This is a genomic window from bacterium (genome assembly GCA_004322275.1).
Lineage (GTDB): Bacteria > Desulfobacterota > Deferrisomatia > Deferrisomatales > BM512 > SCTA01.
Genome location: SCTA01000003.1, coordinates 41,299 through 66,253, shown reverse-complemented (window position 1 = coordinate 66,253; position 24,955 = coordinate 41,299). Strand labels below are relative to the sequence as shown.

23 protein-coding genes, 1 tRNA gene and 1 other RNA gene are annotated in these 24,955 nt (G+C 58.1%); 4 read left to right on the top strand and 21 right to left on the bottom strand.

The genetic code is table 11. The features are described from left to right. Nucleotides 1-153 precede the first annotated feature (153 nt). Nucleotides 154-741 (bottom strand): NYN domain-containing protein, encoded by a 588-nt coding sequence (locus EPN96_00905; GenBank protein ID TAL18697.1) that lies wholly within the window; start codon nt 739-741, stop codon nt 154-156. 186 nt (nt 742-927) lie between these two features. Between EPN96_00905 and EPN96_00900 the strand changes: the two genes are divergently transcribed. Further along, nucleotides 928-1,320 carry an NINE protein gene (locus EPN96_00900; GenBank protein ID TAL18696.1) on the top strand — a complete coding sequence of 131 codons (393 nt, stop codon included), beginning with the start codon at nt 928-930 and terminating at the stop codon, nt 1,318-1,320. Between the two features lie 46 nt (nt 1,321-1,366). Here EPN96_00900 and genX read toward each other — a convergent pair whose 3' ends face one another. Continuing rightward, a complete protein-coding gene (genX, locus tag EPN96_00895; protein ID TAL18695.1) occupies nt 1,367-2,293 on the bottom strand; it encodes an EF-P lysine aminoacylase GenX in 927 nt (308 codons plus the stop codon). An 11-nt stretch (nt 2,294-2,304) separates the two neighbouring features. Further along, entirely contained in the window at nt 2,305-2,868 is a 564-nt protein-coding gene (efp, locus tag EPN96_00890; protein ID TAL18694.1) for an elongation factor P, read from the bottom strand. Between efp and EPN96_00885 the strand changes: the two genes are divergently transcribed. Continuing rightward, entirely contained in the window at nt 2,635-3,957 is a 1,323-nt protein-coding gene (locus EPN96_00885) for a radical SAM protein (GenBank protein TAL18693.1), read from the top strand. The two genes, efp and EPN96_00885, sit on opposite strands and share 234 nt — an antisense overlap. A gap of 10 nt (nt 3,958-3,967) precedes the next feature. On the opposite strand, the gene EPN96_00880 is transcribed toward EPN96_00885, so the two are convergent. From EPN96_00880 to EPN96_00815, 14 genes are all read right to left on the bottom strand, one after another. Beyond that, on the bottom strand, nt 3,968-5,506 hold the full coding sequence (locus tag EPN96_00880; protein TAL18692.1) for a hypothetical protein: 1,539 nt from the start codon (nt 5,504-5,506) through the stop codon (nt 3,968-3,970). A gap of 4 nt (nt 5,507-5,510) precedes the next feature. Continuing rightward, nucleotides 5,511-6,953 carry a hypothetical protein gene (locus tag EPN96_00875; GenBank protein TAL18691.1) on the bottom strand — a complete coding sequence of 481 codons (1,443 nt, stop codon included), beginning with the start codon at nt 6,951-6,953 and terminating at the stop codon, nt 5,511-5,513. Then, nucleotides 6,937-7,980 (bottom strand): hypothetical protein, encoded by a 1,044-nt coding sequence (locus EPN96_00870; GenBank protein ID TAL18690.1) that lies wholly within the window; start codon nt 7,978-7,980, stop codon nt 6,937-6,939. The genes EPN96_00875 and EPN96_00870 overlap by 17 nt, the downstream gene beginning before the upstream one ends. A 163-nt stretch (nt 7,981-8,143) precedes the next feature. After that, entirely contained in the window at nt 8,144-8,608 is a 465-nt protein-coding gene (locus tag EPN96_00865; GenBank protein TAL18689.1) for a TlpA family protein disulfide reductase, read from the bottom strand. Between the two features lie 142 nt (nt 8,609-8,750). Beyond that, the gene (locus tag EPN96_00860) at nt 8,751-9,989 is read right to left on the bottom strand and encodes a hypothetical protein (protein ID TAL18688.1); all 1,239 of its coding nucleotides are present in this window, start codon (nt 9,987-9,989) and stop codon (nt 8,751-8,753) included. A 30-nt stretch (nt 9,990-10,019) separates the two neighbouring features. Continuing rightward, a complete protein-coding gene (locus tag EPN96_00855) occupies nt 10,020-11,516 on the bottom strand; it encodes a hypothetical protein (protein TAL18687.1) in 1,497 nt (498 codons plus the stop codon). A gap of 132 nt (nt 11,517-11,648) precedes the next feature. After that, nucleotides 11,649-13,250, bottom strand: coding sequence for a hypothetical protein (locus EPN96_00850; GenBank protein TAL18686.1), 1,602 nt, complete (start codon nt 13,248-13,250; stop codon nt 11,649-11,651). Beyond that, complete coding sequence (locus tag EPN96_00845; protein ID TAL18685.1) at nt 13,247-14,998, bottom strand: peptidyl-prolyl cis-trans isomerase; 1,752 nt, start codon at nt 14,996-14,998, stop codon at nt 13,247-13,249. The genes EPN96_00850 and EPN96_00845 overlap by 4 nt, the downstream gene beginning before the upstream one ends. Nucleotides 14,999-15,323: 325 nt before the next feature. Next, nucleotides 15,324-15,866 carry a cob(I)yrinic acid a,c-diamide adenosyltransferase gene (gene cobO / locus EPN96_00840; protein ID TAL18684.1) on the bottom strand — a complete coding sequence of 181 codons (543 nt, stop codon included), beginning with the start codon at nt 15,864-15,866 and terminating at the stop codon, nt 15,324-15,326. Beyond that, nucleotides 15,860-16,156 (bottom strand): YbaB/EbfC family nucleoid-associated protein, encoded by a 297-nt coding sequence (locus EPN96_00835; protein ID TAL18700.1) that lies wholly within the window; start codon nt 16,154-16,156, stop codon nt 15,860-15,862. The genes cobO and EPN96_00835 overlap by 7 nt, the downstream gene beginning before the upstream one ends. A 40-nt stretch (nt 16,157-16,196) precedes the next feature. Then, complete coding sequence (gene dnaX / locus EPN96_00830; protein TAL18683.1) at nt 16,197-17,873, bottom strand: DNA polymerase III subunit gamma/tau; 1,677 nt, start codon at nt 17,871-17,873, stop codon at nt 16,197-16,199. Nucleotides 17,874-17,922: 49 nt separating this feature from the next. Further along, nucleotides 17,923-18,020: signal recognition particle sRNA small type (ffs, locus tag EPN96_00825), an RNA gene on the bottom strand. A gap of 61 nt (nt 18,021-18,081) precedes the next feature. After that, a tRNA-Ser gene (locus EPN96_00820) sits at nt 18,082-18,170 on the bottom strand. 26 nt (nt 18,171-18,196) lie between these two features. After that, nucleotides 18,197-18,625 (bottom strand): nucleoside deaminase, encoded by a 429-nt coding sequence (locus EPN96_00815; protein TAL18699.1) that lies wholly within the window; start codon nt 18,623-18,625, stop codon nt 18,197-18,199. 201 nt (nt 18,626-18,826) lie between these two features. On the opposite strand from EPN96_00815, the gene EPN96_00810 reads away from it, so the two are divergent. Continuing rightward, the gene (locus EPN96_00810) at nt 18,827-20,335 is read left to right on the top strand and encodes a hypothetical protein (protein TAL18682.1); all 1,509 of its coding nucleotides are present in this window, start codon (nt 18,827-18,829) and stop codon (nt 20,333-20,335) included. Between the two features lie 2 nt (nt 20,336-20,337). Here the strand turns inward: EPN96_00810 and EPN96_00805 are convergent, their stop codons facing one another. From EPN96_00805 to EPN96_00795, 3 genes are all read right to left on the bottom strand, one after another. After that, nucleotides 20,338-21,300: a hypothetical protein gene (locus EPN96_00805; protein TAL18681.1), complete on the bottom strand. Its 963-nt coding sequence runs from the start codon at nt 21,298-21,300 to the stop codon at nt 20,338-20,340. A gap of 212 nt (nt 21,301-21,512) precedes the next feature. Continuing rightward, nucleotides 21,513-21,872: a hypothetical protein gene (locus EPN96_00800; protein TAL18680.1), complete on the bottom strand. Its 360-nt coding sequence runs from the start codon at nt 21,870-21,872 to the stop codon at nt 21,513-21,515. 9 nt (nt 21,873-21,881) lie between these two features. Then, the gene (locus EPN96_00795; protein ID TAL18679.1) at nt 21,882-22,082 is read right to left on the bottom strand and encodes a YtxH domain-containing protein; all 201 of its coding nucleotides are present in this window, start codon (nt 22,080-22,082) and stop codon (nt 21,882-21,884) included. A 536-nt stretch (nt 22,083-22,618) separates the two neighbouring features. Here EPN96_00795 and mgtE point away from each other — a divergent pair. Beyond that, the gene (gene mgtE / locus EPN96_00790) at nt 22,619-23,995 is read left to right on the top strand and encodes a magnesium transporter (GenBank protein TAL18678.1); all 1,377 of its coding nucleotides are present in this window, start codon (nt 22,619-22,621) and stop codon (nt 23,993-23,995) included. Nucleotides 23,996-24,286: 291 nt separating this feature from the next. Here mgtE and EPN96_00785 read toward each other — a convergent pair whose 3' ends face one another. Next, on the bottom strand, nt 24,287-24,919 hold the full coding sequence (locus EPN96_00785) for a transglutaminase domain-containing protein (GenBank protein TAL18677.1): 633 nt from the start codon (nt 24,917-24,919) through the stop codon (nt 24,287-24,289). Nucleotides 24,920-24,955: the final 36 nt, after the last annotated feature.

Genomic DNA, 24,955 nt, shown 5'->3' with positions numbered 1-24,955 from the left:
GGCCCAGCCGGAACGAAGTGGTCGCGCTTTTTAAAGCGCGAGCGACGGGTCCGGGCTGAGTTTTGGGCCACCTTTTGCTCACTCAAAAGGTGGCTAGGAGCGCGAGGCAAAGCCTCGCAAACGTAGACCGGCGGGCCGAGCCCGCCCTACATTTTACTTCGATACCTCCGAAGCAAAATCATTAATCCAGTGGATTTTGTCCGCCCGGCACTGAAGGTCCCCCGCCACCCCGTGCCGGAAAACGACCAGCTCCAGCTTTTTGTGCGCGACGTTGAGGATGTATTCGATGGCGTCGAGCAGGTCGGCGTCGCCGGAGGAGAGGACGAGCGTGTCGTAGGAATCGAGCATCGTAAGGGCCAGCGTCGCGAGGCCTACGTCTACGCCTTTTTGCTCTCTTTTGTGTATGCGGTGGGGCGCGTTGCCGGTTTTATTCTTGCACAAAACCTCAGTCATTGAGTTGCAATCGTCGCAGAACGCTTTAGTAAGATATATTTCCTTGTAGCCGTAAATCTTTACTATTATAGCGGGTCCGAGAGGCTTGCCGGTTTTGAGCCAGTTATAGAACTGATTCCCGGATTCGTCCTTGTCCGACGAAGTGAGAAAAAATGCCCGCCATATTTCTCCGTCTTCTTCAATCTTGTTTCTCAGCTTAAGATAATCCAGCTTGAAGTCTTCTCCCAAAGTCCGTTGCACCGAGTTGAGATAGCCTGCGTCGATAAGCCAAAGTCTTCTGTTGTTCATTCCATTACCTTAATCAGTTAAAGTTTAATAAACAAATACATGCGTATTTACGCTTGCCGCCATTATACGGCTGTCTTTCACGGATTGGAAGGGTGTTCGCCCTTTGCCGGAGCGCCGCTCGACCGGCGCTAAATTTGGTCTACAATTACACGGTCGGCGACCGATTTTGCACGAAAGGATTTTGACATGACACCGGACACCCACAGCGTACTTATGGGCTACATACTCTGGATTTTCGGCTTTATGGGCTCTCACCGCTTCTACTACGGCAAGCCGGTCAGCGGGACGATTTATTTCTTCACGCTGGGTCTGCTCGGCATAGGGTGGCTGGTCGATCTCTTCCTGATTCCGGGGATGGACAGGGAGGCCGACCTGCGCTTTACGCCGGGGCGCCTGAGCTACAACGTGGCGTGGGTGCTGCTGACCTTCCTCGGCTTTTTCGGGATCCACCGGATGTACATGGGCAAGTGGCCGACCGGGATTCTCTACCTCTTCACCTGCGGGCTGCTCGGCGCGGGGGTTGTCTACGATTTCTGGACTCTGAACGATCAGGTTACCGTCCTGAACCGGCGAGGGTAGTCCGGCAAGCGGTGTTGCCGGTCGGGCTCGCTTTACGCGAGCCTAGCTACAACTCCTCCGGCGAGAAGGCCACGACGTCATCTATCGACTCAGCGCCCGCGAAGAGCATTACGAGCCTGTCCACCCCGAGGGCAATTCCGGCCGAGGGAGGCAGGTGTTCGAGGTCGCGGAGGAAAGGCTCGGGCATCGGTCTCACTGGTTTACCCGCCTCCAGACGCGCCCGCCGCTCGCGGTTGAAGCGCTCGCGCTGCTCCATTGGGTCCGTGAGCTCGGAAAAGCCGTTGGCGAGTTCCAGCCCTGCTATGTAAAGCTCGAAGCGCTCGCAGACGGCGGGGTCGCTCGCCTTTATCCGCGAGAGGGCGGAAAGGGAGGCGGGATAATCTTTCAGGATCGACGGCCTTCCGCTTCCGAGGTTCGGCTCGATCTTCGTGACCGTTATCTCGTCAAAGGTTCCGGCCCTTATGGCCTCTTCGGGGGTTATTCCGGCGAAGCGGGCGAAAGCTTCCCTTACCGTCAACTCCTCCCACTCGCCGTGAAGGTCTATCTCCCTTCCCTCCCGGCAAAGCTTCCCTTCCGCGCCGAGATCGTCGGCTACCCTGCGGAGCAGCCCCCGGCAATCGCCCATCAGGGCGGCGTAATCGGCCCCGGAGCGGTACCACTCCAGCATGGTGAATTCGGGAAGGTGCTTTTCTCCCCTCTCGCCTTCGCGAAAGCAGGGGCCAAGCTGGAAGATTTTCTCAAAGCCCGCCGCGAGGAGCCGCTTCATGCAAAGCTCCGGGCTTGTCTGCAAAAACCAGCCGTCCGAGGAAACCGCGTCGATGTGGGTTTCGGGGGCGACGACGGGAAGGCGAACGGGAGTCTGGACCTCGAGGAACCCCTCGCCCTCGAAGTATTCGCGGATGGATTTAACCACCCTTGCGCGCAAAAAAAGGGCCCGCCTCTTTCCGGCGAGCCCCGCTAGCTCTTTGTTCACCGCAGCTCCGCTTAACCTTTGACGCGGGTTACGTAATCGCCGGTGCGGGTGTCCACCTGCACCAGTTCGCCCTCTTCGATGAAGGGAGGGCCCTGCACCACGTAGCCGGTCTCAAGGGTCAGCGGCTTGGTGACGTTGGTGGCGGTGTCGCCGCGGGCGGCGGGCTCGGTTTTGGTCACCCTGAGGACGACGAAGTTCGGCAGGGTTATGCCGATGGGACGCTCCTGCCAGAGGAGGATGTCGACGTCCTGGTTGTCCTTGAGGTAAAAGCGGTCGTCGCCGAGCTGCTCTTCGGTCATGTTGACCTGGTCGTAGGTCTTCTTGTCCATGAAGGTGTAGAAATGACCGTCGGTGTACAGGTACTGCATCTCGCGCTCTTCGAGGCTGGCGGGTCTGAACACGTCGCCGGAGCGGTAGGTGCGGTCGATCTGCACGCCGGATATCATGTTGCGAAGCCTGCAGCGGTACATCGCCTGACCCTTGCCGGGCTTCGAGAATTCAAAACCCACGACGAGATAGGGCTCGCCGTCTATTTCCAGTTTAAGCCCCTTCTTGAGCTCACCAACTTTGTACATGTCGAAATTCTCCCTGATTTTCTGTTATCATATTCGGGGCTAGTTAATAATCGTTTTAGGCTTATATGTCAACGCGGAGATTCCCCTTTGCTCCTTTCGGGAAAAAAATTTCTCTTCCCCGCCTTCTGGCCCCCGGAATACCTCGGCCACGCAAATTCTCTGGGTGTGGAAAGCCCGCTCCTTCGTATCGGAAACCCGTCGCCCGAAGAGGAGGAAGAGGATCCTGAGAGTTTCCCGGACCCGACCGGAGAGTCGAAGGTTTCTCCCCTGCCCTTCCTCTTCAGGAAGTACCCCGACAGGGTTCTGATACTCCTCACCTCGCGCTGCTTTTTCTATTGCCGGTTCTGTTTCCGGAGGGGGAACCCGCCGGGTGAAAGCCGCGAGGTTTCACAGGCCGGCCTTCGCGCGATACAAGATTACGTCGCGAAAAACGGCGAGATTGGGGAGGTCATCTTCTCCGGCGGCGATCCGCTTACCCTGGGCAACACGCAGCTTGAGGAAGTTCTGAGACTCTTCGCAAGGGTCGAAACCGTAAAGCGCCTCCGAATCCACACCCGCGCGCCGGTGGTCTTTCCCGAACGTATAGACGCGGACCTTCTCGCCGTTCTGACCAGGGCGGGGAAACCCGTCGAAGTGGTCCTGCACGCCGTCCATCCCTCGGAAATACGGCCTTCCTTCGAGGACGCGCTGTTGAAACTTCGGAGAGCGGACGTAGCCCTCGGGAACCAGACGGTGCTTTTAAAGGGGGTGAACGACCGGCCGGAGGTTCTGGATGAGCTTTTCTACCGGCTTGGCGAACTTGGAGTAGACACCCGCTACCTCCACCATACCGACAGGGCTCCCGGCAACAAGCGCTTTCGGCTGACGATACCTTCCGGTCTCGCCGCCCACAGCCGTCTCTCGGTCATTTCACGCACAGAGGCGCCGCCCTACGTGATAGACCTGCCGGACGGATCGGGAAAGGTGCCGGTTTCGAGCCTTTCACCGGTAGCGGAAGAACGCGCCGGAGCGCTGCGGAGGACGCGCTACAGGTCGCCTTTGCCGGGGCTGTGCGGGGCAGGCTTCGAGTGGTGGGATATTTTCGGTTAGCCTCTGGGATTTACTGGATGAGCTGGAGCCTGAAGATCGCGCTCTCTATCTTCGATGATACGTAGATGTCTCCGGTGGTCGGGTCGTAGGCTACGGCGACTATGCTGGGCAGTTCGAGATATTCCAGTTCCGGTGTGTAGTAAACCGCGACTAGGTTGCCTTTTTCGTCGAAGGACTGCAGGCTGCCGAGCATGCCGTCTATGACGAGCAGTTCGCCCTCCTTGCCGGGCGCGATATCCTTGGGCATGATCAGGACGCCCAGCTCGCTGTCCCGGTTATCCATAAAGCCGATAATCTCCCCTTCCTGCGTGATCCTGTAAATCCTGCCCTGCAGGGATTCCGAAACCCAGATGTCGCCGGTTTTTGGCTGGCGGGCGAGGAAGGTCGGGGTCTTGAAGGGCTCTCCCTCTTCGAGGAATTTCGGTGTGCCCACCCTCAATATTTCGGTGCCCCTTTCGTCATAGTGAATGAGCTGTCCGTAGGAAAACTCGCTCACCCAGAACCCGCCGTTACCGTCGAGAAGCACGTCCATCGCCTGCGGGACGAGCGGGTAATCCTTTAGTTCCCGGGGCTTGAATACCTCGAGGTCGAGGATCATCTTTCCGTTCCGGTCGAAGATCCTGACGTAGGGAGTCTTCAGATAGGTGACCGCAAAGACCTTGCCCTCTATGTCGGAATCCATTCCCCAGGGAATACCCCACTCTTTCGGGTAATTCGGGGGCTTCACGCCGATGCGGCGCACGAGGGCTCCTTCGGGCGTGAATTCCTGAATCGCCCTGCTCCCCATATCCGTGACAAAGAGTTTGCCACGACGGAAAACCATGTCGGTTGGCTCGCTGAAGAGGCTGTTCGCCTGCCCCACAATCATTCCGACAGCGTTTACGTATCTCTTTGCCACCACCCCGACCGCCGGTGCGCCCTCCCAGGTTTCGACCTCAGCGTCCAGATAGTTGGAAGATTCCGACTCCTTGCCGTCCCTGTCAACGGAGCGGATATAGTAGGTGTATTTCGCCCTCGGCAGGATATTTGAATCGACGTACTTGCCCGTCTGAACCGAGGCGATTTTACTCGCTTCCTTCGATCCCTGATCAATGCGGTAGAGGTTGTGGAATTTGGCTCTCGGGTCGCCGTCCCAGACCAGATAGAGGCGGCCGCCCTCCTGATAGCTTCCTCCCCATCTGGGAGGCTCCAGCGGCTTGAAGGCCTCGAGCAGGCGGGATTCCGAAACGCCCAGCGGACGGCCATCGGCGCCGAGCGCGGTGATCAGGTACTTGTAGGCTTTCCCCGATTCGGCCCGAAGATCGACGTAGTAGAGGGACTGAGTCTCCCAGGAAACGGTCTTGTTGGTCAGCATATCCGTGCGGGAAATCGAGTATTTCAAAGCCCCGGGCAGGGCGTTCCACATTATTATCGCCTGCCCGCCGACTCTCTGGGGAGAATTTTTCTGCCACTGAACCTGCCCGAGAGCAAAAGCGGTGGTTGCCGCAAAAACGAGCACCATGACAATAAAAGCCGAAAATCTGATTACAAGAATCGTTTCACGTCTCATGTGTCTACCAGTTATGGGCGTTCTTAGCCCATTCGGTGTGACAATCCACGCATTGCAGGCCGTCGGTCAGATCGCCGGGAAGCCCGCTGCCGCTTCCCCAAGCCGGCATAGCGGGAAACCCCTGCAGCGAAACATCGCGGTTCCTGACAGGATGGTGACGGTTTATCGGGCTCAAATCGTCGCCGGTTCCGTGACAGTAGTTGCATTGAACCAATTTCTCTTCATTTCCGCCACGCAGACACCTCTTCCCCGGAACCGTGGAGTGAGACTTGTGGCAGGTTATGCACAGGAGTTCGCGTTGCTGACCGAGGACAAATTCCTTGGGAATGTTGACGAACAGTTCCAAATATCCCGAGTCCGGAAGATTCGGATGGCGGACGTCGGCATGCGTCGAGTGATCATGGATGTAAGGTGGGAGAGATTCTTCGTTCACCGGGTGGTAATAGGGCGTCACGCCGGGATTGGAATAGTTCACGCCGTCGCTGTGACAGCCTGTGCATGTCGTCATATTTGAATCCGGCGCGATGAGCGATACGAGCAGGTCCTCGGCGGGAAGGTGAACGCTGTGGCAGGTGGCGCAGGAAACGAATCTGTCGGCGCCAATGAGATGTCCTCCGGTTTCCCAGTGGGTGTCGATGTAGCGCAAATCATCTTCGGAGGGGGTTGCAACCTGATAATAGCTGAAGGGCGAATGAAATGATTTTTCGGCGCCAAGCCCCCTCACCCTGTCGAGGCCGGTGTCCTTGAGGGGCATGCCGATAGGGTGAGGGCCGTTGTCGAGCCCGGTGTTCTCCGGCTTTGTCCACCGTCCTTTGCCGAGGCCGTCCGAGCCGCTGTGACAGCGCTGGCAGAGATCCCCGAGGGGGACGCGGAGAAAAGGCGGGTTGACGCTGGAATGCACGTCATGACAGGCGTTGCAGGAGAAACGATCGGGATATTTTCCCGTCAACGGGTCGGGCTCGACAAGGCCGCCCAGGGCTATGTTTGGCATCCCTTCGAGATTGCCCGTACTCTTAGGCATTCTCGTCAGATCGAAGCCGTGGGAATTGGTTAGGGCGTTTACCCCGATGAACCCCCCCGGCGCTTCGACCAGCGCGGTGGGAAAGACCGTTCCGTCATGGCAGTTGTAGCAAAACGCGCCGAGAGAATCCAGTTCGCCGCTGTAAACGCCGACCCTCTCGAAAATTCCGGCTTTTTTCGACACCTGCCGGGGCACGTGGCAATAGGAGCAGGAATTAGGATCGTCAACTCCCTGCCGCCCGGTAAGCCAGGACATATCGTGGTGGGTGTCGTCAACGCCGGCATGGGCGATAAGACCGCAAAATATCAAAAAAGCGAAAAATACCCCTTTTGTGCGGAGGGATGATTTTTTCGGATTTCGCAAGCCGGACAGTCTGCGGCCTGAAAAATATCCGCTTATGTGGCCGCCTTTAAATATGGCATGCATCGCATAGAGGATCTGAATTGGTAATCAGCTGAAGAGGGCTGAAATCGGACTGCCTTCCGATGCCGGTCGCCGATCTTTCGACGACGCTTCCGCTGATGAAGCCCGGAGGTATGTTGTCGTAGTAGACGACGTTAAGCTGCCTGCCGATCATCCCGGCGACGCCGGTAAACTGGCAATTGCCCCTTCGCAATATCCTGGCTGCGGAGGCCGACATCGCGTCATGAGGCTTGTGGCAGGTGACGCAGGTGACGGTACCCGTGAAATAGGCTATTCCGCCGCTGTCCACCCGCGGCGTGGCGAGCACGTGAGAGGCATGACCGGTGTTCAGGTCGTGCTTAAGCGGGTTTTCCGTGTCGGGTCCTACGTCATTGGAGGTGGGAGAGGCGGCTCCGCTGGAGAGCGCGTGGTGGTAAGGTGGGCCGAGCGCCGGGTTCGGGTGGCAGCCTTCGCAAACCGTGGCGACGCCGGTTGCATTGTTCCAGTTTTCCAGCAAAAGCTGGTCGCCGACGTTTTTCGTAACGTTGTGGCAGCTCTCGCAGATCATTTCACCTGCGACGGAGGGTCCGCCGGGAGGAATGGCATTCGTTGCGTTCGTGCCGAGCGTGCCGTACTGGGAGAAAGCGCCGCTTCCGGCCCAGGCCGTGACTTTTTCCGCGGTGAAGGTGTTGCTCGTCGTTGTCGCGGCGCTCCAGGCGCCCGCCGAGTAATTTTTTACGAAATGGCTCCCGCGGTACATGGTTTCGAGGTCGCCTGCGGGCAACGGGCCGGGCATCGGCAGAAGGGTTCTGGTCGAGGGATTTGCGTTGTGGCACTCGACGCAAAGCGCCGACCCCCAACTGTTGGTCAGTGAAAGTCTGTCGGCGGGAATTCCGACTATAACCGGCGCGTAGCCGTTTCCCGCAGTCGGCGTCCAGCCTTGGGGAAGGCCGGGATCGAGAGGGTTCAGACCCGCCTCGACCAGAGAGCTTCCGGCGAGCGCCAGCGCAAAAACCATGACAAAACGGGAAGCCCGACTGCGCTTGAACAAGATTTACCTCCCGGACGCAATAAAATCGACTTTAATTATATTACCACACAAGAACTTCAATGTTACAGGGCATATAAACGACGTTTACCAACTTTATGACGTACCAAAAAAAGAAGGTCAGGCCTCACGGCATGACCTTCTTTTTTTGGAAATTTTTAAGGTGTTATTGGAGATTCTTAAGCAGGTCGTCGACCGTGCCTCTGACGTAACCGACCTTCTCAAAACTAACCTTGCCCGTCTTGTCGAGGACGACGGTGGCGGGGGTGGTCATGAGTGCGAAGGATGCGGGAATCGAGAAATCGGGATCGAGGATGACTTCAAGCTTGTATAGTTCGTTGTACTGTTTGAGGGCGGCCTCGGTATTCATGTCGACGAGGACGATGAAAACCTTGCCCTTGAGCTCATCGGCCTTGGCGTTGAGCTCTTCCATCTCGAAGCGGCACTGACGGCAAGCCATCTGGGAAAAGACCAGCATGACCTTCTTGTCTTTGAAAGCCGCCTGTGTGATTTCGCCGCCCGCGCCGGTTTTGAGCTTGAATGCGCTGAGCATCTTGTCGGCCGCGAGAGCGGAACCGCAGAACGTGAAGACCAGAGCCAACGCTACGAGTACCCCTAAAATCTTTTTCATAAATTTCTCCTCCTTAAAAAGTGTCCAGAGCTTGCTGATAGAGTACCCCGGAAATTTAGAAAGTCCAGCGGGAGGTCGCCCTCCCGCTGAATTTTTTTCTAAGTGGAATCTTTTTTTCAAAAGATTCTATACCTGGAGGATATTAGTTGCCGTAACCGGTGTGGCAACCTTTGCAAAGCGGGACGTACTCGACATACAGCTTGGTCGCGAAAGTGTTGTCAAATTCGCTCTGACGCTGGATGCCGGTGGCGGCGCCGCCGGCCGGGAAAGCGGTGGCAAGGGTGCCGCGGCGGAGGACGAACGCGCCGGTGGTGGTCTCGGCGTTGTGCGGGCGGTGGCAGGAGACGCACATGACCTCGGTGGTCGTGGGGATGTCGCCCGTCGCGATAGCCGCGGCCAGGGTGCCGGCGCCGGTGACGTTCCAGCGATCACGGAAGATGTAGGGAACGGTGTTGTTGCTGGCAACCGTATTGGTATAGACCCAAGCGTTGTAGGTGCCGACGTTGCCCTGTTCGTAGGAGAAATTCGGCGCCCACATGACGGAGTCGTTGGTGGCGGCGTTGACATCGGGGTCGTAGTTGACCGCGTTGACCAGGTCGTCGACCATCGCGGCCGCGCCGTCGCTGAGGATGTGATGGCGCTTCATGGCGGTGTTGTTGAAGTTGCGCATGTTTCCGTTGGCGTGGAAGGCCGCGTAGGTCTCAGCGCCCTTGCCGTGGCAGGCTACGCAGATCTGGTCGCCGTTGCGGGCGCCGGCTTCCGCGCCGACCGCGGCAGAGGAAGGTCCGTCGGCGTAAGCGCCGAGAAGGAGCTGGTCGCCGCGGTTTACGAGGATGTTGTGGCAAGATTCGCAGGTGACGTCGCCGGGAACGGATGCCGCCGCCGCCGCGAGGAGATCGTTGTCGGAGTAGACGGCGTCATGAGTGCCGTACTTAGAGAAGCCCTTGCCTGCCGATGCACCGGGCAGCCAAAGAGTGGTCTTCTCGTACTGGCCAGCGACGCGGGCCGGGTTCCAGCCGCCGCCGGAGTTGGATCTGCCAGCCGCGTTGGGGCCGGCGACGGTGTGGCTGCCCTGATGGGTACCGGGAAGTATCGCGATGCCGCCGGCGTGGGTGGACGGAGCGGTAATCCTGTCGGAGGGGTTGCGGCTGTGGCACTCCACGCACATGGCGGAAGTGTAGGAATCGAGCACGGAGAGTTTCGTGGTGGCGGCGGTGCCGTCGATGGTGCCGGGAAGAACGGCTGCGTCGCCCACGACCGTTGTGTAAACGGTGGAGGTCCAGCCCTGGGGCAGGCCCGGATCAAAGGGGTTGAGACCCGCTATGGCGGGATAAGCAATGAGAGCGGTTACGCCCGCAACTGCTGCTGCAAGTTTTTTCATTATATATCTCCCTTCTCTTCTCAGTTGCACTTACCAGTTGTGGGCGGTGTTGCCGAAAGCGTGGCAGTCCGCGCAGCCAAGGCCGTCAGCCATCGTCATGTTGCCTGCGTTACCGTACTGGGCGTCCCAGGCGAGAGCGGCGGCGGTGTTGTAACCGGGGTCGATGCCGGCAAGAGCGACGGTCGGATGGTGGCGGTTGATGCCGGCGCCGCCGGCGGGCTGGGGATTGGTGCCGTGGCAGGCCCTGCAGATAAGCTCGGTGGCGGTGTCGACGGTGCCGATCTGGCGGATCGCCATCTGGCCCACTACGCCGCCATGGACGTCGTGGCAGGTTTCGCAGAGAATTTCCTGGTTGGCGCCGACATGAACGGCGGTCAGGTTATCAGCGCCGCTGATGCCGCCGACGGGGTTGACCACGTCGAGGGGGAAGGTGCCGGCCGAGGGAATGTTGGGATGGACGTTGCCGTGAGAGGCGTGATCGTGTTCGTAGGGCTGGGCAGCGGCTTCGTTGGCCGGGTGTCCGAAGTTGGTGTCGCCCACGTTCCAGATCACCGTATTCGCAGCGCCCGCGCCGTGGCAGGAGATGCAGATTACGGAGGAAGCGCCGCCTACGTGCGCGGCGTTGGTCGCGCCGAGGGTAAGGGTGGCTGCGAGAGCGCCGTCATTCTGGTGGGCGCTGTGGCAGGAGTAGCAGCCAAAACGCGTGGTGGCGTTGGCGCCGACCGCGGTCTTGGGCATGTTCGCGACGGTGTCGATCAGATGTCCGCCAGTCACCCAGGCGTCGTTGCTGGCGTTGTTGAACAGCGGCACCGTGAGCTGCGCGGCCACTGTGTTGACTAGGGGGGCCTTGAAGGAGATGGAGCGGCCGGACTTGCCCGGGGCGGCTGCGTAAGCGTCGCCGGTGGCGGAGTAGACGAACTCCGTCGGGTGCGCGCCCTGGTTGGCGATGTTCTGCCAGCGGCCTGCGACGGCGAGTGCGCCGGCGTTCGCGCCCGTGTGGCAGCGGTTGCAGAAAGCCGTGGTGTTGTCGCCGGTAGCCAGCGGGGCATTCAGGAAGGGGGGGTTGGTGCCGTCATGAACCGCGTGGCAGGTGGTGCACTGCATCGAAGCTTCACCGGCGTGCGGCCAGTTGGTGCCGGTAACCGCCGCTACGGTGTCAAGGTTGCCGTAGTTGACGATGTTGGCCTTCATGAGACCATGTGAGGCGGTGAGAACGGCAAGGCCGGAGCCGCCGACGGTGGTCGTGAGGTCGGCGGGGGTGATGAAGCCGGGGGCGTCAACGGCCGCATTCGCTATACGGGTGGCGTCATGGCAGACGAGGGCGCAGAAAACGCCGACGGTGCCCAACCCAGGCGTAGCTACGCTGGGGAGAGTTATCGAGTGGCAGTACGCGCACTTCTGTGTGCTGGTACCAGCGCCGCCAGGATAAACGGTCATGTCGTGATGGGTACCGTCGATGGCGGCCCAGCCTGCCATCGGTGCCAGCATGACAGCGCCGGCGAGCAATGCTTTGAGAGTCCTCTTCATCAGTCTTTCCTCCTTAGACTGTCGGCCCGGTTGATTCAGGGCCGGTTTACTTTACCTGGTTTTTTTGGCCCACTCGGGCCCGAGATACGTCAAAACAGCAATAAATCCTGCTCCCTCCTTTCAAGCTGTTATCTACTGGACGGTGAAAATGCCAATTAAGTCCGACAGTTTGTCGCTGACAAAAACCTTGTTGCCCACCGAAAGCACTCCGGCGGGAGCGTCGATTGCGGATGAGCGGATCTTGTCCTTGCCGGACTCGGTCTGAAGAAAGTACGAGAAGGCAAGATCCTTCGAGTTGAGGTCCAGGGCCTGGATCGCGCCGGATTCGCCGGCCACGACCAGAAGGTGTCCGTCGTCGGTGGTGGAAATCCCCTTTGAAAGCTGGTAGTAACCCGCGCCGGTGCCGCTCTTGTCCCAGCCGTAGAAGTTCTCACCCGCCTCGTTCTTGACGAAGTCGTTCTTGGCGGCGTCGTAGGGGCGGAAGCGGTTTGCCAGGGCATCGAGAGCGATTATACGGTTGTGCTTGGCGTCGTAGACGATAGAGGTTATGCCGTTGATCTTCGCATCGTCCTTGGTGCGGGAACGGGGGGAATGGAGCCTGCCGATGCGGTCGAAATTCGAGTTGTAGATGATGATCTGGCCGAAGACGTTGTCGGCGACCCATATCTCGCCTTCTGCGTCAACCGCTATCCCGGCGGCTGCGGGGACGAGGCCCGCGTCTTCCTTCATGTCGGCCTCGCGGCCTTCGGCTTCGTAGTCTTCCTTGGGGAAGTCGAGGCTGGCCTCGCCGACAAGCGCGCCCGCGGTATTGAAGACCTTGACCATGGAAGCGCCCTGACGCCAAGTGGTCCAGATGTTTCCGTTATCCTGGTCGATGGCGAGTTGGAGGGGCTTTCCCCACTTGCCCACGTAATCGGCGGGGGCGAGAAATGTCATGACGATGTTGCCGGCCATATCCATCGAAAAGAAGTAGTTGTCTCCGGCCACGTAGACTTTCTTGTCGAAAGAATTGTAGACCATGTTGCCGGGCCCGTTGTAGGGGCCGAGGGTGCCGCCGTATGCGTCGCCATCGTGCTTCATGAGCTTTTCGGCGTGCTCGTAAGTGATCCTCTTGGCTACTACAGCCGCTTTCGCTATCGCTATTTCGCGGGTTTCCGACCGGGGAGATTCGACGTTGTTCTTGTCTACGGCGGAGACCTGATAGTAGTAAGTCTTGCCTGCGGTGACTCCAGCGTCGACGTACATGACCTCCTGTATGGAACCCGCCAGACTGAAGGGACCTTCCTTGGTTTCCGATTTGTAGACGTTGTAGAAAGCCGCGCCGTTAACGCGGTCCCAACGAACGTTGAGCTGATCGTTCTGGAAGATGTCGCCGGTGAACTTGGGGGCATCAAGAGGCTTGACGCCCGCGATAACGCTCTGCGGGCTTGCATCGCCCTCTGCGCCGCCGATGACTGCCTTAACGGTGTAGGCGGCGTCCTTGTCCATGGGGACGTTCATATCCATGTGGTTGTTCATGGGAATTGAGGTAAGGAGCTTGCCAATATCGCCGCTTTTTTCACTGCGATACAGGTTGTAGCCGGTAGCGCCGGGAATGGGCGACCACATAAGCATTACGTTGGTTCCCATGCGCATCGGGAAACCGGGCATCCAACTGGGACCGGCCGCCAAAGAGAGGCTGGCGGAACAGATTATTGCCAAGGCAATTAAAAATTTAGCGATGGTTTTGCTCATTGCGAGACGTTCTCCTTTCCACTATTCGGGATAAAGCAATTTTCATACCCATATTCATCAGCAAGTGAATTAATCAGTTCTGACATGGCCTTTGCGCGCCGCTGGGTTTTTATGCGTCCTTCTACTATGGGTTTTATCACCCTTTCAAAGGGCACAGGTGAGGGATTTAACACATCGTACACCTGAACCAGCAGCCAGCGGTCTCCGCCTTCCTTCAGCTCAACGCTGAACGGCTCTTGTGAGCATTGCCCCTTGGACATAGGCTCAATCACGTTGTAAATCTCAGCGGGAATTTCAACTTTGGGGTAACACCCTATCGCACCGGAAGACTCCTTGGCAGCACTTATTCCGCTGACCTTGGCGAGTCCGGAGAAATCTTCTCCCGCCTTGACCTTCACGTTTATCTCTGCGGCGCTCTCCTGGGTATCGAACTCCATGAGGCTTATACACCAGCGCATCGGCTCGGTGAAATCCGCCTGATTCTCCTCGACATATTTCTTCATGTCTTCATCTGTGACGGGCTGCTCCTCAGCATCCCTGGCAATCTTGTCCTTGAGAAGTTTGGAGAGGTTTCTTTCACCCTTTACCCTGATCATCTCTTTTGTCGTATCGGATATGTCGAGGCCGAGACTGTAGGCTTCCTCAGTTACAACCGCCCGCTCGATAAACTTGCTCAGATGATTTGCGATCTTGTCTTCTCCATGACTTGAACTCATGCGCATAAGTTCAGGTACAAGGATATCAAGCGTGAAATCCATCCCCTTGATTTTCGCCACGGGTTCGGTTTTGGGCAATTTACCACTCAGAATGTCCCTGACCTTTTCATTGTCGAAATCGACGTCTTTGCGCTTGTCGACCAGCTCGATTACACGAGCTTCAAAGGCCTCTTTGCGAAGCTTGAAGACGGCTTCCCCACGGTTGTTCGCCAGCCATATCTGCTGAACCTCCTCGGGAGAGTGCTTCTCCTCTACCCGAATAACCAGAAAACCGACATCCTGAAAGAAGGGCTCGAAGACATGACCAGTTTCGGCGTCGAGAAACTTCTGGACGACGGGAGCGGGAAATTTATCCGCGTTCTGCACGGTCATCCAGCGCGTCTGTCCGCCCGTCTGGGCGGACAGACCGAGACTTTCCTTTATTATCAGGGCCTCCATGTCTTCGCCGGACTTGATCCGCTCGTAGACTTCTTTTGCCTTGTCCATTTCCTTTGCGACAAAAATCCTTACTACGACTTCGGGCAAGGCGGGGGGAGACATGGCAAGCAATTCTGCATCGGTAGGGCTGACCTCAACGCCGATGACCTTCTCAGCGTATACGGCAGGCATATACCGCGTGATCATCTCGTATTCTCTGGCGGCGTAATAATTGTCCGAAGCAAGCCCCATGCCCCGGGCTCTTTTGGCTGCAAGATGATTGACAGCTATCTGCTTTATGTTGGCTTCTTTCAAGCTTTCTTCAACATCCTCGAACTGATCCGGGTTTTCGTTACTGGTCGAGTAGGCCCAGATTTTTTTGACCTCTCCGTAGGTAAGAACCTCATCCTTGAACTTGAGGATGGGATCGGTGTCTTTGTACCTGCAAACCTTCTCTTCGGCCGTAGCGGTTTCCGTGACGGCGGTTCCCGCGCATCCTGAGGCCAAAAGCGCGGCCGTTAATATGAAGAACACCGCGCACAAAAGAGCCGGCGTCCTTTTTCCTGCTGAAATTCTCATCTTGAGAGCACCTCCGGTTTTGCCTTTCATCGGCATGTCGTCTTTTGGGTAAAATTACTCCGCGGGCATGGCTCTCCCTGAGAAAAGCTCGCGCCCGAAAACAAAAGAGGGGTATTCCCCTAAGGAATTCCCCCTCTTTATTACTTGGTCTTTTTGGTCTTTACGGCCTTGGCGGCCTTTACGGCCTCCCTGATGCGTTCCTTGCGGACTTTTCTGCGGCGCTTGATCTCTCTTGCTCTTTCGCTGATAGACACTTTTTTACCTCCGGGCAATTAATCTTCTTCTTTTCGTCTGAAAAGGATTAAAGATTTAGTTTTAAATTCATCGGCCGGTGATTATTTTCACGCGGCTGTCAAAGCCATTAAAACTCTATCCCACGCTGGGCTTTTACCCCCTTCGCGTAGGGGTGCTTTATCTCCCGCATCTCGGTCACGAGGTCGGCGGCCTCGATTAGCTCTTCTTTCGCCCCTCTTCCGGTAATGACAAGGTGGACATTCTCGGGCTTTTCTCTTATCAATTCAAGCACCATGTCTATGGAGACGAGACCGAGCGACACCGCGCAATTGAGCTCGTCGAGTATGACCATGTCCCACTTGCCGGAAAGAACCCTCTCGCGCCCCGCCCGGAAGGCTTCCCGCGCCGCCTCTATGTCTTCTGCGGCGGGGGTTTCCTTGCCGAGGCCGACGAAGCCGCGCCCCATCGGGTGCAGCTCGAAGCCGGGGAGAAATTCCGGGGCCCTAAGTTCCCCGTACTTCCAGCTTCCCTTTATGAACTGCACCATCGAGACCCGGAGCCCCTGCCCCACGGCGCGAAGCGCAAGACCCAGAGCGGCTGTGGTTTTACCCTTGCCGTTGCCGGTGTTGACTATGACCAGACCCTTGCGAGACATTCGACGTCCTAGAATTTCGGAAGGTTTAGTCCCATTCCGCCGGTTATCTTGTTCATCTCGGCGGCCACCATCTCCTGGCTTTTCTTTATTGCCTCGCTCACGGCGGCGACGATGAGGTCTTCGAGCATCTCCACGTCGTTGGGGTCTACGACCTCGGGGGATATCTTGAGAGAAAGGATATCCTGCTTGCCGTTGACCTTGCAGGTGACCATGCCGCCGCCCGAGCTTGCCTCGATCGTTTTTTTGGCGAGTTCTTCCTGCATCTGCCCCATCTTCTGCTGCATCTGCTGGGCCTGACGCAGCATGTTTCCAAGTCCCTTCAACTCAAGTCTCCTCAGTTATTATTTACTTTTTGTAGTTTTCGGCTCTGTTCTGGATTTCGCCGCCCAAAAGCGCCTGGACTTTTCTGACTACGGGAGACGAAATGGCCTCCTGCCAGTTCTTTCGTTCGAGGTCCGTTTCGCGCCTCTTCCTGTCGGCGGTCGATTCGCTGCCGCTCGCGACGGTAAGGGAAAGGCTCACCTTCCCGCCCGAAAGCTCCGAGGCTATTCGTCCGAGCTCCTCTTCCGCGTTTTCGGCGGTCGGTCTGTGGTCAGGCTCGACTTCAATCGCGAGGGCGCGCTTCCCCGCGTCCCAATGGACAATCTTCGCGTGCTCCCTGAAAGTCGCGGACGACAAAGGGCCGAGCCGCTTTAAAATCTCCGCCCAGAGGGTTTCGGAGGTATGGACGACATCCTTTTGCGGCTCGGGAGGAGGAGGCTCGACCGCAACTTCCTGGGCGGCGGGCGCGGGGGCCGGAGGCCTTGCAATCTCCGCCCTGGGGGTAACCGCCACGGAAGGCGCGACGGCCGCCGGAGGCGGGCAGGCCGCGACCTGCGGAGTCCTCGCCGCCAGAGCGGCCGCCCGTTGCGGTATCTCCGAGAGATTTATCAGGGAGGGCATTCTGGTCATCTTCAGAAGCGTCATCTCGAAGACGACGCCGGGCCGGGACGCAGAGCGGAGCTTTTCCAGTCCGGCGGAGATCATGTCAAAAAGGGCGTGAAGCTCTTCCCAGGAACACTTGTCGAGGATATCCCGGACCTCGGCTATCTCCTCCGCGGTCAGGTCTACCAGATTCACCGACTCGCGGGAGGTCCTCAGCACCGCCAGGTCCCTGAAAAGGTCCTGCAGATCCAGCGCGAAGCGCTTTACGTCGAAGCCGAACTCCTCCGCCTCGCCCAGCCGCTCCAGCACGCCCGCCCCGTTATGCCCGGTTATGTCTCTCGCGACGGAAAAGAGAAGTTCTCTGTCCACGACGCCGAGCACGTCCATCACGTCCTGATAGGTGACCTTCTGCCCCGCATAGGAGATAACCTGGTCGAGCAGGGACTGGGAGTCGCGTACGCTTCCCTCCGCCTCCCTCGCTATCGCCATCAGGCTCTTGTCGTCGATTTCTATCGCTTCGGAGTGGCAGATGTCTCCCAGAAGACCGCTGAGTTCCTTCGAGGTCAGTCGCTTGAAGTCGAACTGCTGGCAGCGGCTGAGTATGGTGACGGGAACCTTGTGCGGGTCGGTGGTCGCGAAGATGAAGACGACGTGGGGCGGAGGCTCTTCCAGAGTCTTCAGAAGGGCGTTGAAGGCCCCTCCCGAGAGCATGTGGACCTCATCTATAATATAGATGCGGTATTTGCCCTGCGAGGGAGCGTAGCGGACGATGTCGCGGAGCCTCCGGATATCGTCGACGCTGTTGTTGGAGGCGCCGTCGATTTCGAGAACGTCGGGGTGCCTGCCCTCGGCGATTGAAAGGCAGGCCTCGCAGTGGTTGCAGGGCGCGGGAGTAGGCCCCTCCTGGCAGTTCAGGGCCTTCGCGAAGACCCTCGCGGCGGAGGTCTTGCCCACTCCGCGAGTCCCGGTGAAGATATAGGCGTGCGCAATCCTGCCGCCCGCTATGGCGTTTTTGAGGGCCCGCACGATATGCGACTGCCCGCGAATCTGGTCAAAGGTCTGGGGACGCCACTTGCGCGCCAGAACGAGATAGGTCATAGACCCTTCCTGAGGATTTTGTGGTTAACGCAGGAAGACTGGGTCCGGGGATGGCTGGGCTTCCTGCGGCGCCCGAAGTATCCGGCTGCCGCTGCTTCCTTCCGGACCTGACGGGATTCACCGGACTCCGCCGCGCAGGGCCCAGCCATCCCCGGACCCAGTCTTTCACAATTCGGGACCTGTCCGCAAACAAGCCCTTAAAATAAATTGGCGGAGAGGGAGGGATTCGAACCCCCGGTACCCGTAAGGTACAGTTGATTTCGAATCAACCGCCTTCGACCACTCGGCCACCTCTCCGCGCTTAACCGGAATATTGCAGATTGTCAGCGCCGTTCGTTGAAAAAACGGCTCAAAATTTCCGAGGCCTCACTCCGTAGCACGCCCCTCACCACTTTTATAGAGTGGTTGAGGCGGGGATCGTCCGATACGTCGTAAAGACTTCCAGCCGCGCCGGCTTTGGGGTCGTCCGCTCCGTAGACGAGGAGCGGAACCCGTGCCTGCAAAAGAGCGCCCATGCACATCAGGCACGGTTCGAGGGTCACAACCATCACCGCCCCCTCCAGCCGCCACGAACCTAGCTTTTTCGCGGCCTTGCAAAGGGCGATGCACTCGGCGTGTCCAAGCGGGTCGTTTCGCGTCTCGCGCAGGTTGTGCGCCCTCGCAATAAGCTCCCCATCCCTGAAGATCGCAGCGCCCACGGGAACTTCTCCCAGGGCGAAGGCCTTTTCGGCCTCTTCGAGGGCGATGGACATTGCCCCCGAGAGCCAGGGTTCATCAAGATAACATGTAGCAATTCCGGATGCAATCATGCAAGCGCGCCTTCCCGCCATCGGCGAAGGAGAGGAAGATAACACAGGTTCTGGAGCTAAAAAAGAGCCTCCTGCTCCTTGACGCGAAGAGAGCCTCTGTGAGATTGACTAAGGAATACAATTCAATGCAAGGGTAGAAACAAGATGATTATAGATACCGGCGGACGCAAGGGCCGCGCCCTCTTGATGCTGCTGGTTTGCGCGGCTGCCGCCCTGCCCTTTCTGGCGGTGAAATTTGCCCCCGTGACCGACCTTCCGCAGCAGGTATCCCAGCTCCGCCTCCTTGCGGAAGCCTCCGGCGACCCCGCTTCCCCTTACACGGTCGAGTGGCTGGCGCCGAATCACCTCTCCTACGCGCTTCTGGGACTTTGCTGGGCCCTCTTCTCCCCCCTCGCCGTCGGCAGAATCGCCCTTTGCCTTACGGCGTTTATCTTCTTCGCCGGGGTTCACCATCTTGCGATGATACGGAACCGCCCGGTCTCCTCGGCGATCCTCTCTTCCGCCTTCTTCTTCGGTCCGAGCCTCTACTGGGGTTTTTACGGCTTTCTTCTCGGTTTTCCCATGTTTCTTTTTTTTGTTTCGGAGGTCGCCGGGGAAGACTTTGAAAAACGTCCCTTCGGCGAGAAAACCGCTCTGGGTTTCGCTTTATGGGGACTTTTGCTCTTCTCCCACTCCCTCTGGTTCGCCGCCGGACTGCTATGGTTCGGCCTCAGGCTCATTTTCTTCAGGGAGAAGAGGCGCTTTGCCCTGCCGCTCGCCATCGGAATCCTTCCCTTCGCGCTTTTCGCTGGTTACTGGTATCTGAAGTTGCGGGATTCGGGTTTCGAGTCGCCGAGCAAGATGGCGGTTATGCCCTGGGAGAGGCTTGCCCCGTCATGGTTCGCGGAATGGTCCCTCGGAGGGCTGGAAGGTTGGTTCGAGCCGGTCTTTCTCGTGCTCGTCCTTATTTGGATTATCGCAGGGCTGTGGCAAGCTCGTGGAGAGATCAGAAAAAGAGTCGATCCGGAGCTTCTCCTGCCCGCGGGGTTGTTCCTGCTGGCCGCTTTGCTGCTCCCATACGTCAGCTCGAACACCACCCTTTTCGCCCAGCGCTGGCTCTCCCCCGCGCTGGTCCTCCTGCTTCTCGGGCTTCCCGCGCCCTCGATCAAGCCGCTTGCGGGGACGGCCCTTGCGCTTGCGGCCTTCGCCTCTCTCGCCCTCTTCACAACCATCGCCTGGAAAGAGGTGGAAAAGAACGAATACTCCGGCCTCGAAGAAGTCCTCGCGGCCCTGCCGGATAACTCCTCCGTGCTCGGCCTCGACTACCTCCAGCAGAGCAAATATTTAAAGACCCAAAGGCCCTTTCTCCAGACCTTCGCTTACGCGCAGGCGGTCAAGGGGGCCACCCTCAGCTTTTCCTTCGCCGATTACGCCAACAGCCTCGTCTACTACAGCCCCAAGCGGGAAAGGCCCTGGACCCGGCAGTTGACCTGGTTTCCCCAGAACCTTAAAACCGGCGACCTTAAATACTTCACCCACGTCATCGCCGGGGGGACCGAAGAGACGCACGCTTCTCTCCGGAAAACCGGCTATTTCGAGCCCGTCACCGACAGCGGCGCGTGGCGTCTGTACAGATCGAAACTCTGGGGGAGCAGCGGGGAAAAGGGCGAGTAGAGTTAAACGGTTTTTTCGGCGGGCTTCCTGAGCTTCACCATCGCTATGCTCATCGCCAGATAGACCAGATCCGCCGCCAGCTCCACCAGCCGCACCAGCCCCAGCATCGCCAGAGAAGCCTCGGCGGAGAGTATTTTCGTCAGAAACGGCAACAGCACCATCTCCCTTACTCCAAGGCCCGCAGGAGTAAAAAACGCGGCCAGCCCCAGCGCTCCCGCCAGCCCGAAGACGCCCAGCAGGAAGGGGAGGAGGGTTATCGGCGCTTCGGGGTTCAGCGACGCGACCAGTAACCAGTACATCACCCCGCAGACAATCTGGACGATAAGCGACCCCCAGAAGCCTCCCATCACCGCCTTGTAATCCACCCTAAGGCCTTCGGCGAGATGGCTCCTGCCGAGCAGCTTGAGCGCGATGAGCAAAAGGAAATTAAGTACCGGGGGCCAGAGGATGAGAAGCGAGGAGACGGCGACGAGGGCGGCGAACTTCTGGAGCATTGGGTCGAGCGCCAGTATCGAGCCGGAGAGGGCAAGCCCGGCGAAGCCGAAGAGGGCGCACATGAAGATGTTGAGCGAAACCTCCAGCACGCTCGCGAGGATGACCCCTTCATGGGTCGCCCCAAGGGGGGAGAAGAAGACCATGCGAGCCAGAAGCCCCGCCACCTTTCCCGGAGAATACCTCCCTATCCACGAACGGGCGTAGGCGTAGTTGCAGAGGTTCCAGTTTATGCCCCCTCCCGAGATGGTCGAGAGGATCACCCTGAAGGTGCCGGAGATCACGAACCTTGAAAGAATCGACAAAATAAGAGCCGCGAAAAGGAATCGCCACTCCAAGGAGAGCGACAGCAGGGCCTCCACGTCGATCTTGCGGACGTAATCGACGATGACGGCCGCGGTGACGACGTAAAAAGCTGCTACCGCGATACGGAGCGCTATCCGGGCCGTGCTTTTATTCCTCGAATGATCCATTAAGCCTGCTTGTTCGCTTTAATCACTTATTTTCTGTAATAAGCGAAGTAATAGAAGTTATCTCCGTCGTTTCCGAAAGCCCTAAAAGGACGATATCTGCGGGCCGGTTCGGCCGGGAGGCGGAGTTTCATGCCTATCCAGTGAAAACCTGTTTTTCAGGCGATCATTTAATGTTTTAGGGCTTAAAGGTCTATTTACGGATAAGCCCTTAATCAGCGTATGTCGGCGCCGCAGTGGGGGCAGTTGACGACGAGGCCGCTTTTGAGCTTCCCTCCGCACCTGCTACACGCCCAGCCGTAGAAAGTTACGCCCCCGGCGAGGATAAGGACGGCTCCGAGGGCGAGGCGGAACCACGAGGGGTTTTCAGGGCCGCCGAGGAGTATGACGAGGCCGATAATCTGGGTGAAGCAGCCGCCGAATCTGGTGGTGGCGTACCTCACCGCGTGGGCCGCCGGCCTCGGGGTGTCGATTATGACGGTTTCGGCGTCGGGCACGGTGCAGCCGCAGCGGGGGCAGGAGACAGCCGTGGACGAAATCTCGGCGCGGCATTCCGGGCAATTTATGAGCGCCATCGAACCTCCCTAGTCGCTGAATTTTTCTTTTATAGAGTCCATCAGTTCCCTTGTCTTCTCCTTGCCGGTCTCCACCGCTTCCCTCGTTTTCTCCCGGGTTTTCTCCAGACTCTCGTTGATCTCCTTGCTGGATTTTTCCGGCGGCAATTCACAACCCGTAATAAAGGCAAGGACGACTGCAAGGGTCATTGCCGTTGTTATCTTTGCCATGACAGCCCTCCGGCGCGGTAAAGGGTGAATGCTGTTTGACCCGTCCTTCAACGCAAAAGAAGGAAGCGGATTATTTGAATTTGTCCTTCAGGTCTTCCATCGCCTTATCGATCTTTTCGCCCGCCTTTTCAGCCGGGCCTTTCCGGCATCCGGCGAAAAACGCAAGCGCGAGGACGGTCAGCAACAGGGCAATCGCCTTTTTAAACATCAGGAACCTCCCGGTGTCCTATGAATGTAACAGTTTTTTCGGATTTTACGGTAACTCATCCGTTTCCGGCCAGCCACAAAAATTTCAGGGCGCGGATTTCAAAAATTGTGCTCTTGCGCATAATATTTTATAGGTTTAATATCTGCCCCGCTAACGGGCGACGGCCCGCTTTAAGCCCTGACTCATCAAGGAGAAAAAGTTTTTCCATGGACGATTCCAGTAGTCACCCTAGAAAGTTTTCCGACATAACCGCGCTCTAAAAACCCCTCCCGAGGTCAAAACACCCCTCTCACGGCGTTTTCGGAGCGTGTAAAACCGAAAGACGCCGATGAATCCAATTCTCATCCAGGAAATCCGCTTTCATCTCGCGCGCGGTGACAAGAAGGTAATCCAGGAGTTCGCCGAGGATTTTCACCCCGCGATGCTGGCCGAATTCGTCGGCCCCATGAACGCGCCGGACCTCGCCTCCTTCCTCCAGTGCCTTCCTCCGCTTCAGCGCGGCGAGGTTTTCTCCTATCTGGAAGTCCCCGTGCAGGTCAATCTTGCCCACTCCATGCGGCGCGACCAGCTTGCCGAACTCGTCACCAACATGAGTCCTGACGAGCGCGCCGACCTCGTGAAAAAGCTGAAGGAAGAGACTCTCGAAGCCCTCTGGCCCGCACTGGCGTGGGCCGAGCGCGAGGACATAAGAAGGCTTTCGGGATACGCCGAGGGGACAGCCGGGGCTGTCATGACCACCGACTACGTCACCCTCCTCCCGAACCAGACCGCGCGCGAGGCTATAGATTCGATCCGGAGAGAGGCTCCCGACCGGGAGACCATCTATTACGCCTACGTCCTCGGCCAGGACAGAGAACTCATCGGCTCCACCTCTCTCAAAGACCTGATTCTGGCGCGCCCGGAAACGAAGGTCGAAGAACTGATGGTGCCGAACCCCATTTCGGTCCGCCTCTCCGACGACAAGGAGCAGGTGGCCATCACCATCGGCAAGTACGACCTTCTCGCAATACCGGTCGTGGACGACGACGGGCGGATCGTCGGCATAATCACCGTCGACGACATAGTCGACGTCGTGCAGGACGAGGCGACCGAGGACATGCAGAAGGCCGGCGGCATGATGGCCCTCGACGATCCCTACCTGAACACCACCTTCAAAAGGATGTTCTCGAAACGGGCCGGCTGGCTCGCGACCCTCTTCGTCGGCGAAATGCTCACGGCCACGGCTATGGGCTATTTCGAGGGCGAAATAGCGAAGGCGGTGGTCCTCGCCCTTTTCGTGCCCCTCATCATATCGAGCGGAGGCAACGCCGGCTCGCAGGCCTCAACCCTCGTCATACGCGCGATGGCGCTTGGAGAGGTCACCCTGCGGGACTGGTGGAAGGTCTTCTGGCGCGAGCTTTCGGTGGGTTTCGTGCTTGGAGGTCTTCTGGGCGTGATAGGTTTTTCCCGTGTGGTAATCTGGCAGTCGATCTATCCCATGTACGGCGAGCATTACATGCTGATAGCCCTCACGGTTATGACAAGCCTTATCGGCGTAGTCACCTTCGGGACCCTCGCGGGGTCGCTCCTTCCCTTCGTCCTTAGAAGATTCGGCATGGACCCGGCGAGCGCTTCGGCCCCCTTCGTGGCGACGCTGGTTGACGTGACGGGGTTGATTATTTATTTCGGCTCGGCGATGCTGCTGCTGAGGGGGACATTGCTCTAGGTGTCCTGTGCGGTCAGTGGCTTCCGTTTGATATTTAAAGACGAAGGACAAATTTAAGACTGGTTTATTAACGGCACAGGATTTTGTCGCCGGGGCTTCTCGCGACGTTTTTGTGCAGCCTCTCAAGGGGCTTAAGGCCACTGGAGAAAACCGCACCTAAACTTCCGGCAAACTATTTCGGCGAAGGGCAAGGAGTCCGCAGGGCGCGCGGTCGAAGGCAGTATCGTTAATACGCCAAGACCCGCGCCCGAGAAACGACGCGGTCCTTCGGCGAAATAGGAAGCCGGAGGGCTACTTAGACTCGATCATCTGCTGCCTCATAGGCGCCGGTATCGAATGCCGGATCCGGTTAATCTGCGAGAGAATGCCGAAATCCTCGTCGTTAAAGCAGAAAATCTCTTTTATTACGAAGTTGTCGACGAAACCGTTGCCGCAGAACTCCCCGAAGGCGAAGCTCCCGAGAAGGCCGGAGGGGTCCTGCTGCAGGCAGACTCCCTGGTGTTCAAAGTCGATCCAGACATGGTCGGTGGGGCCCTCGGGACTCATCACTATCCCTGTCACGATTCTTATCTTTTCCGCCGGTATCCCCATGCAGCGGTAGATGCTCGCCAGAAGCGCCGCCTTGCCGAGGCAGCTCGCCTCTCCGTCCCTGAGCGCCGTTCCGGGGTTTGACGCCGGAATGTGCCCGGCGTAATCCACTTTGTCCCTGACGAAGAGATACGCCTCCTCGATCGTCTTGAATTCCTTGACCTTCTTGACGATTTCCGGGTGTTCGGGATCTACGAGGGACTGATAGGAGTCGGGGTCCGTAAAGATAAAATCGTGGAAGGGAGCTTTGTCTTTTTCTCCGGCCGAAGCGGCGGAGGAAAAAAAGCACGCCAGGAACAGAAAAAGGAATACATAAAGAAAAAACGTCCTGCTCATAGGCAGTGATTATGACACAGGTGAAATATTGCGCAA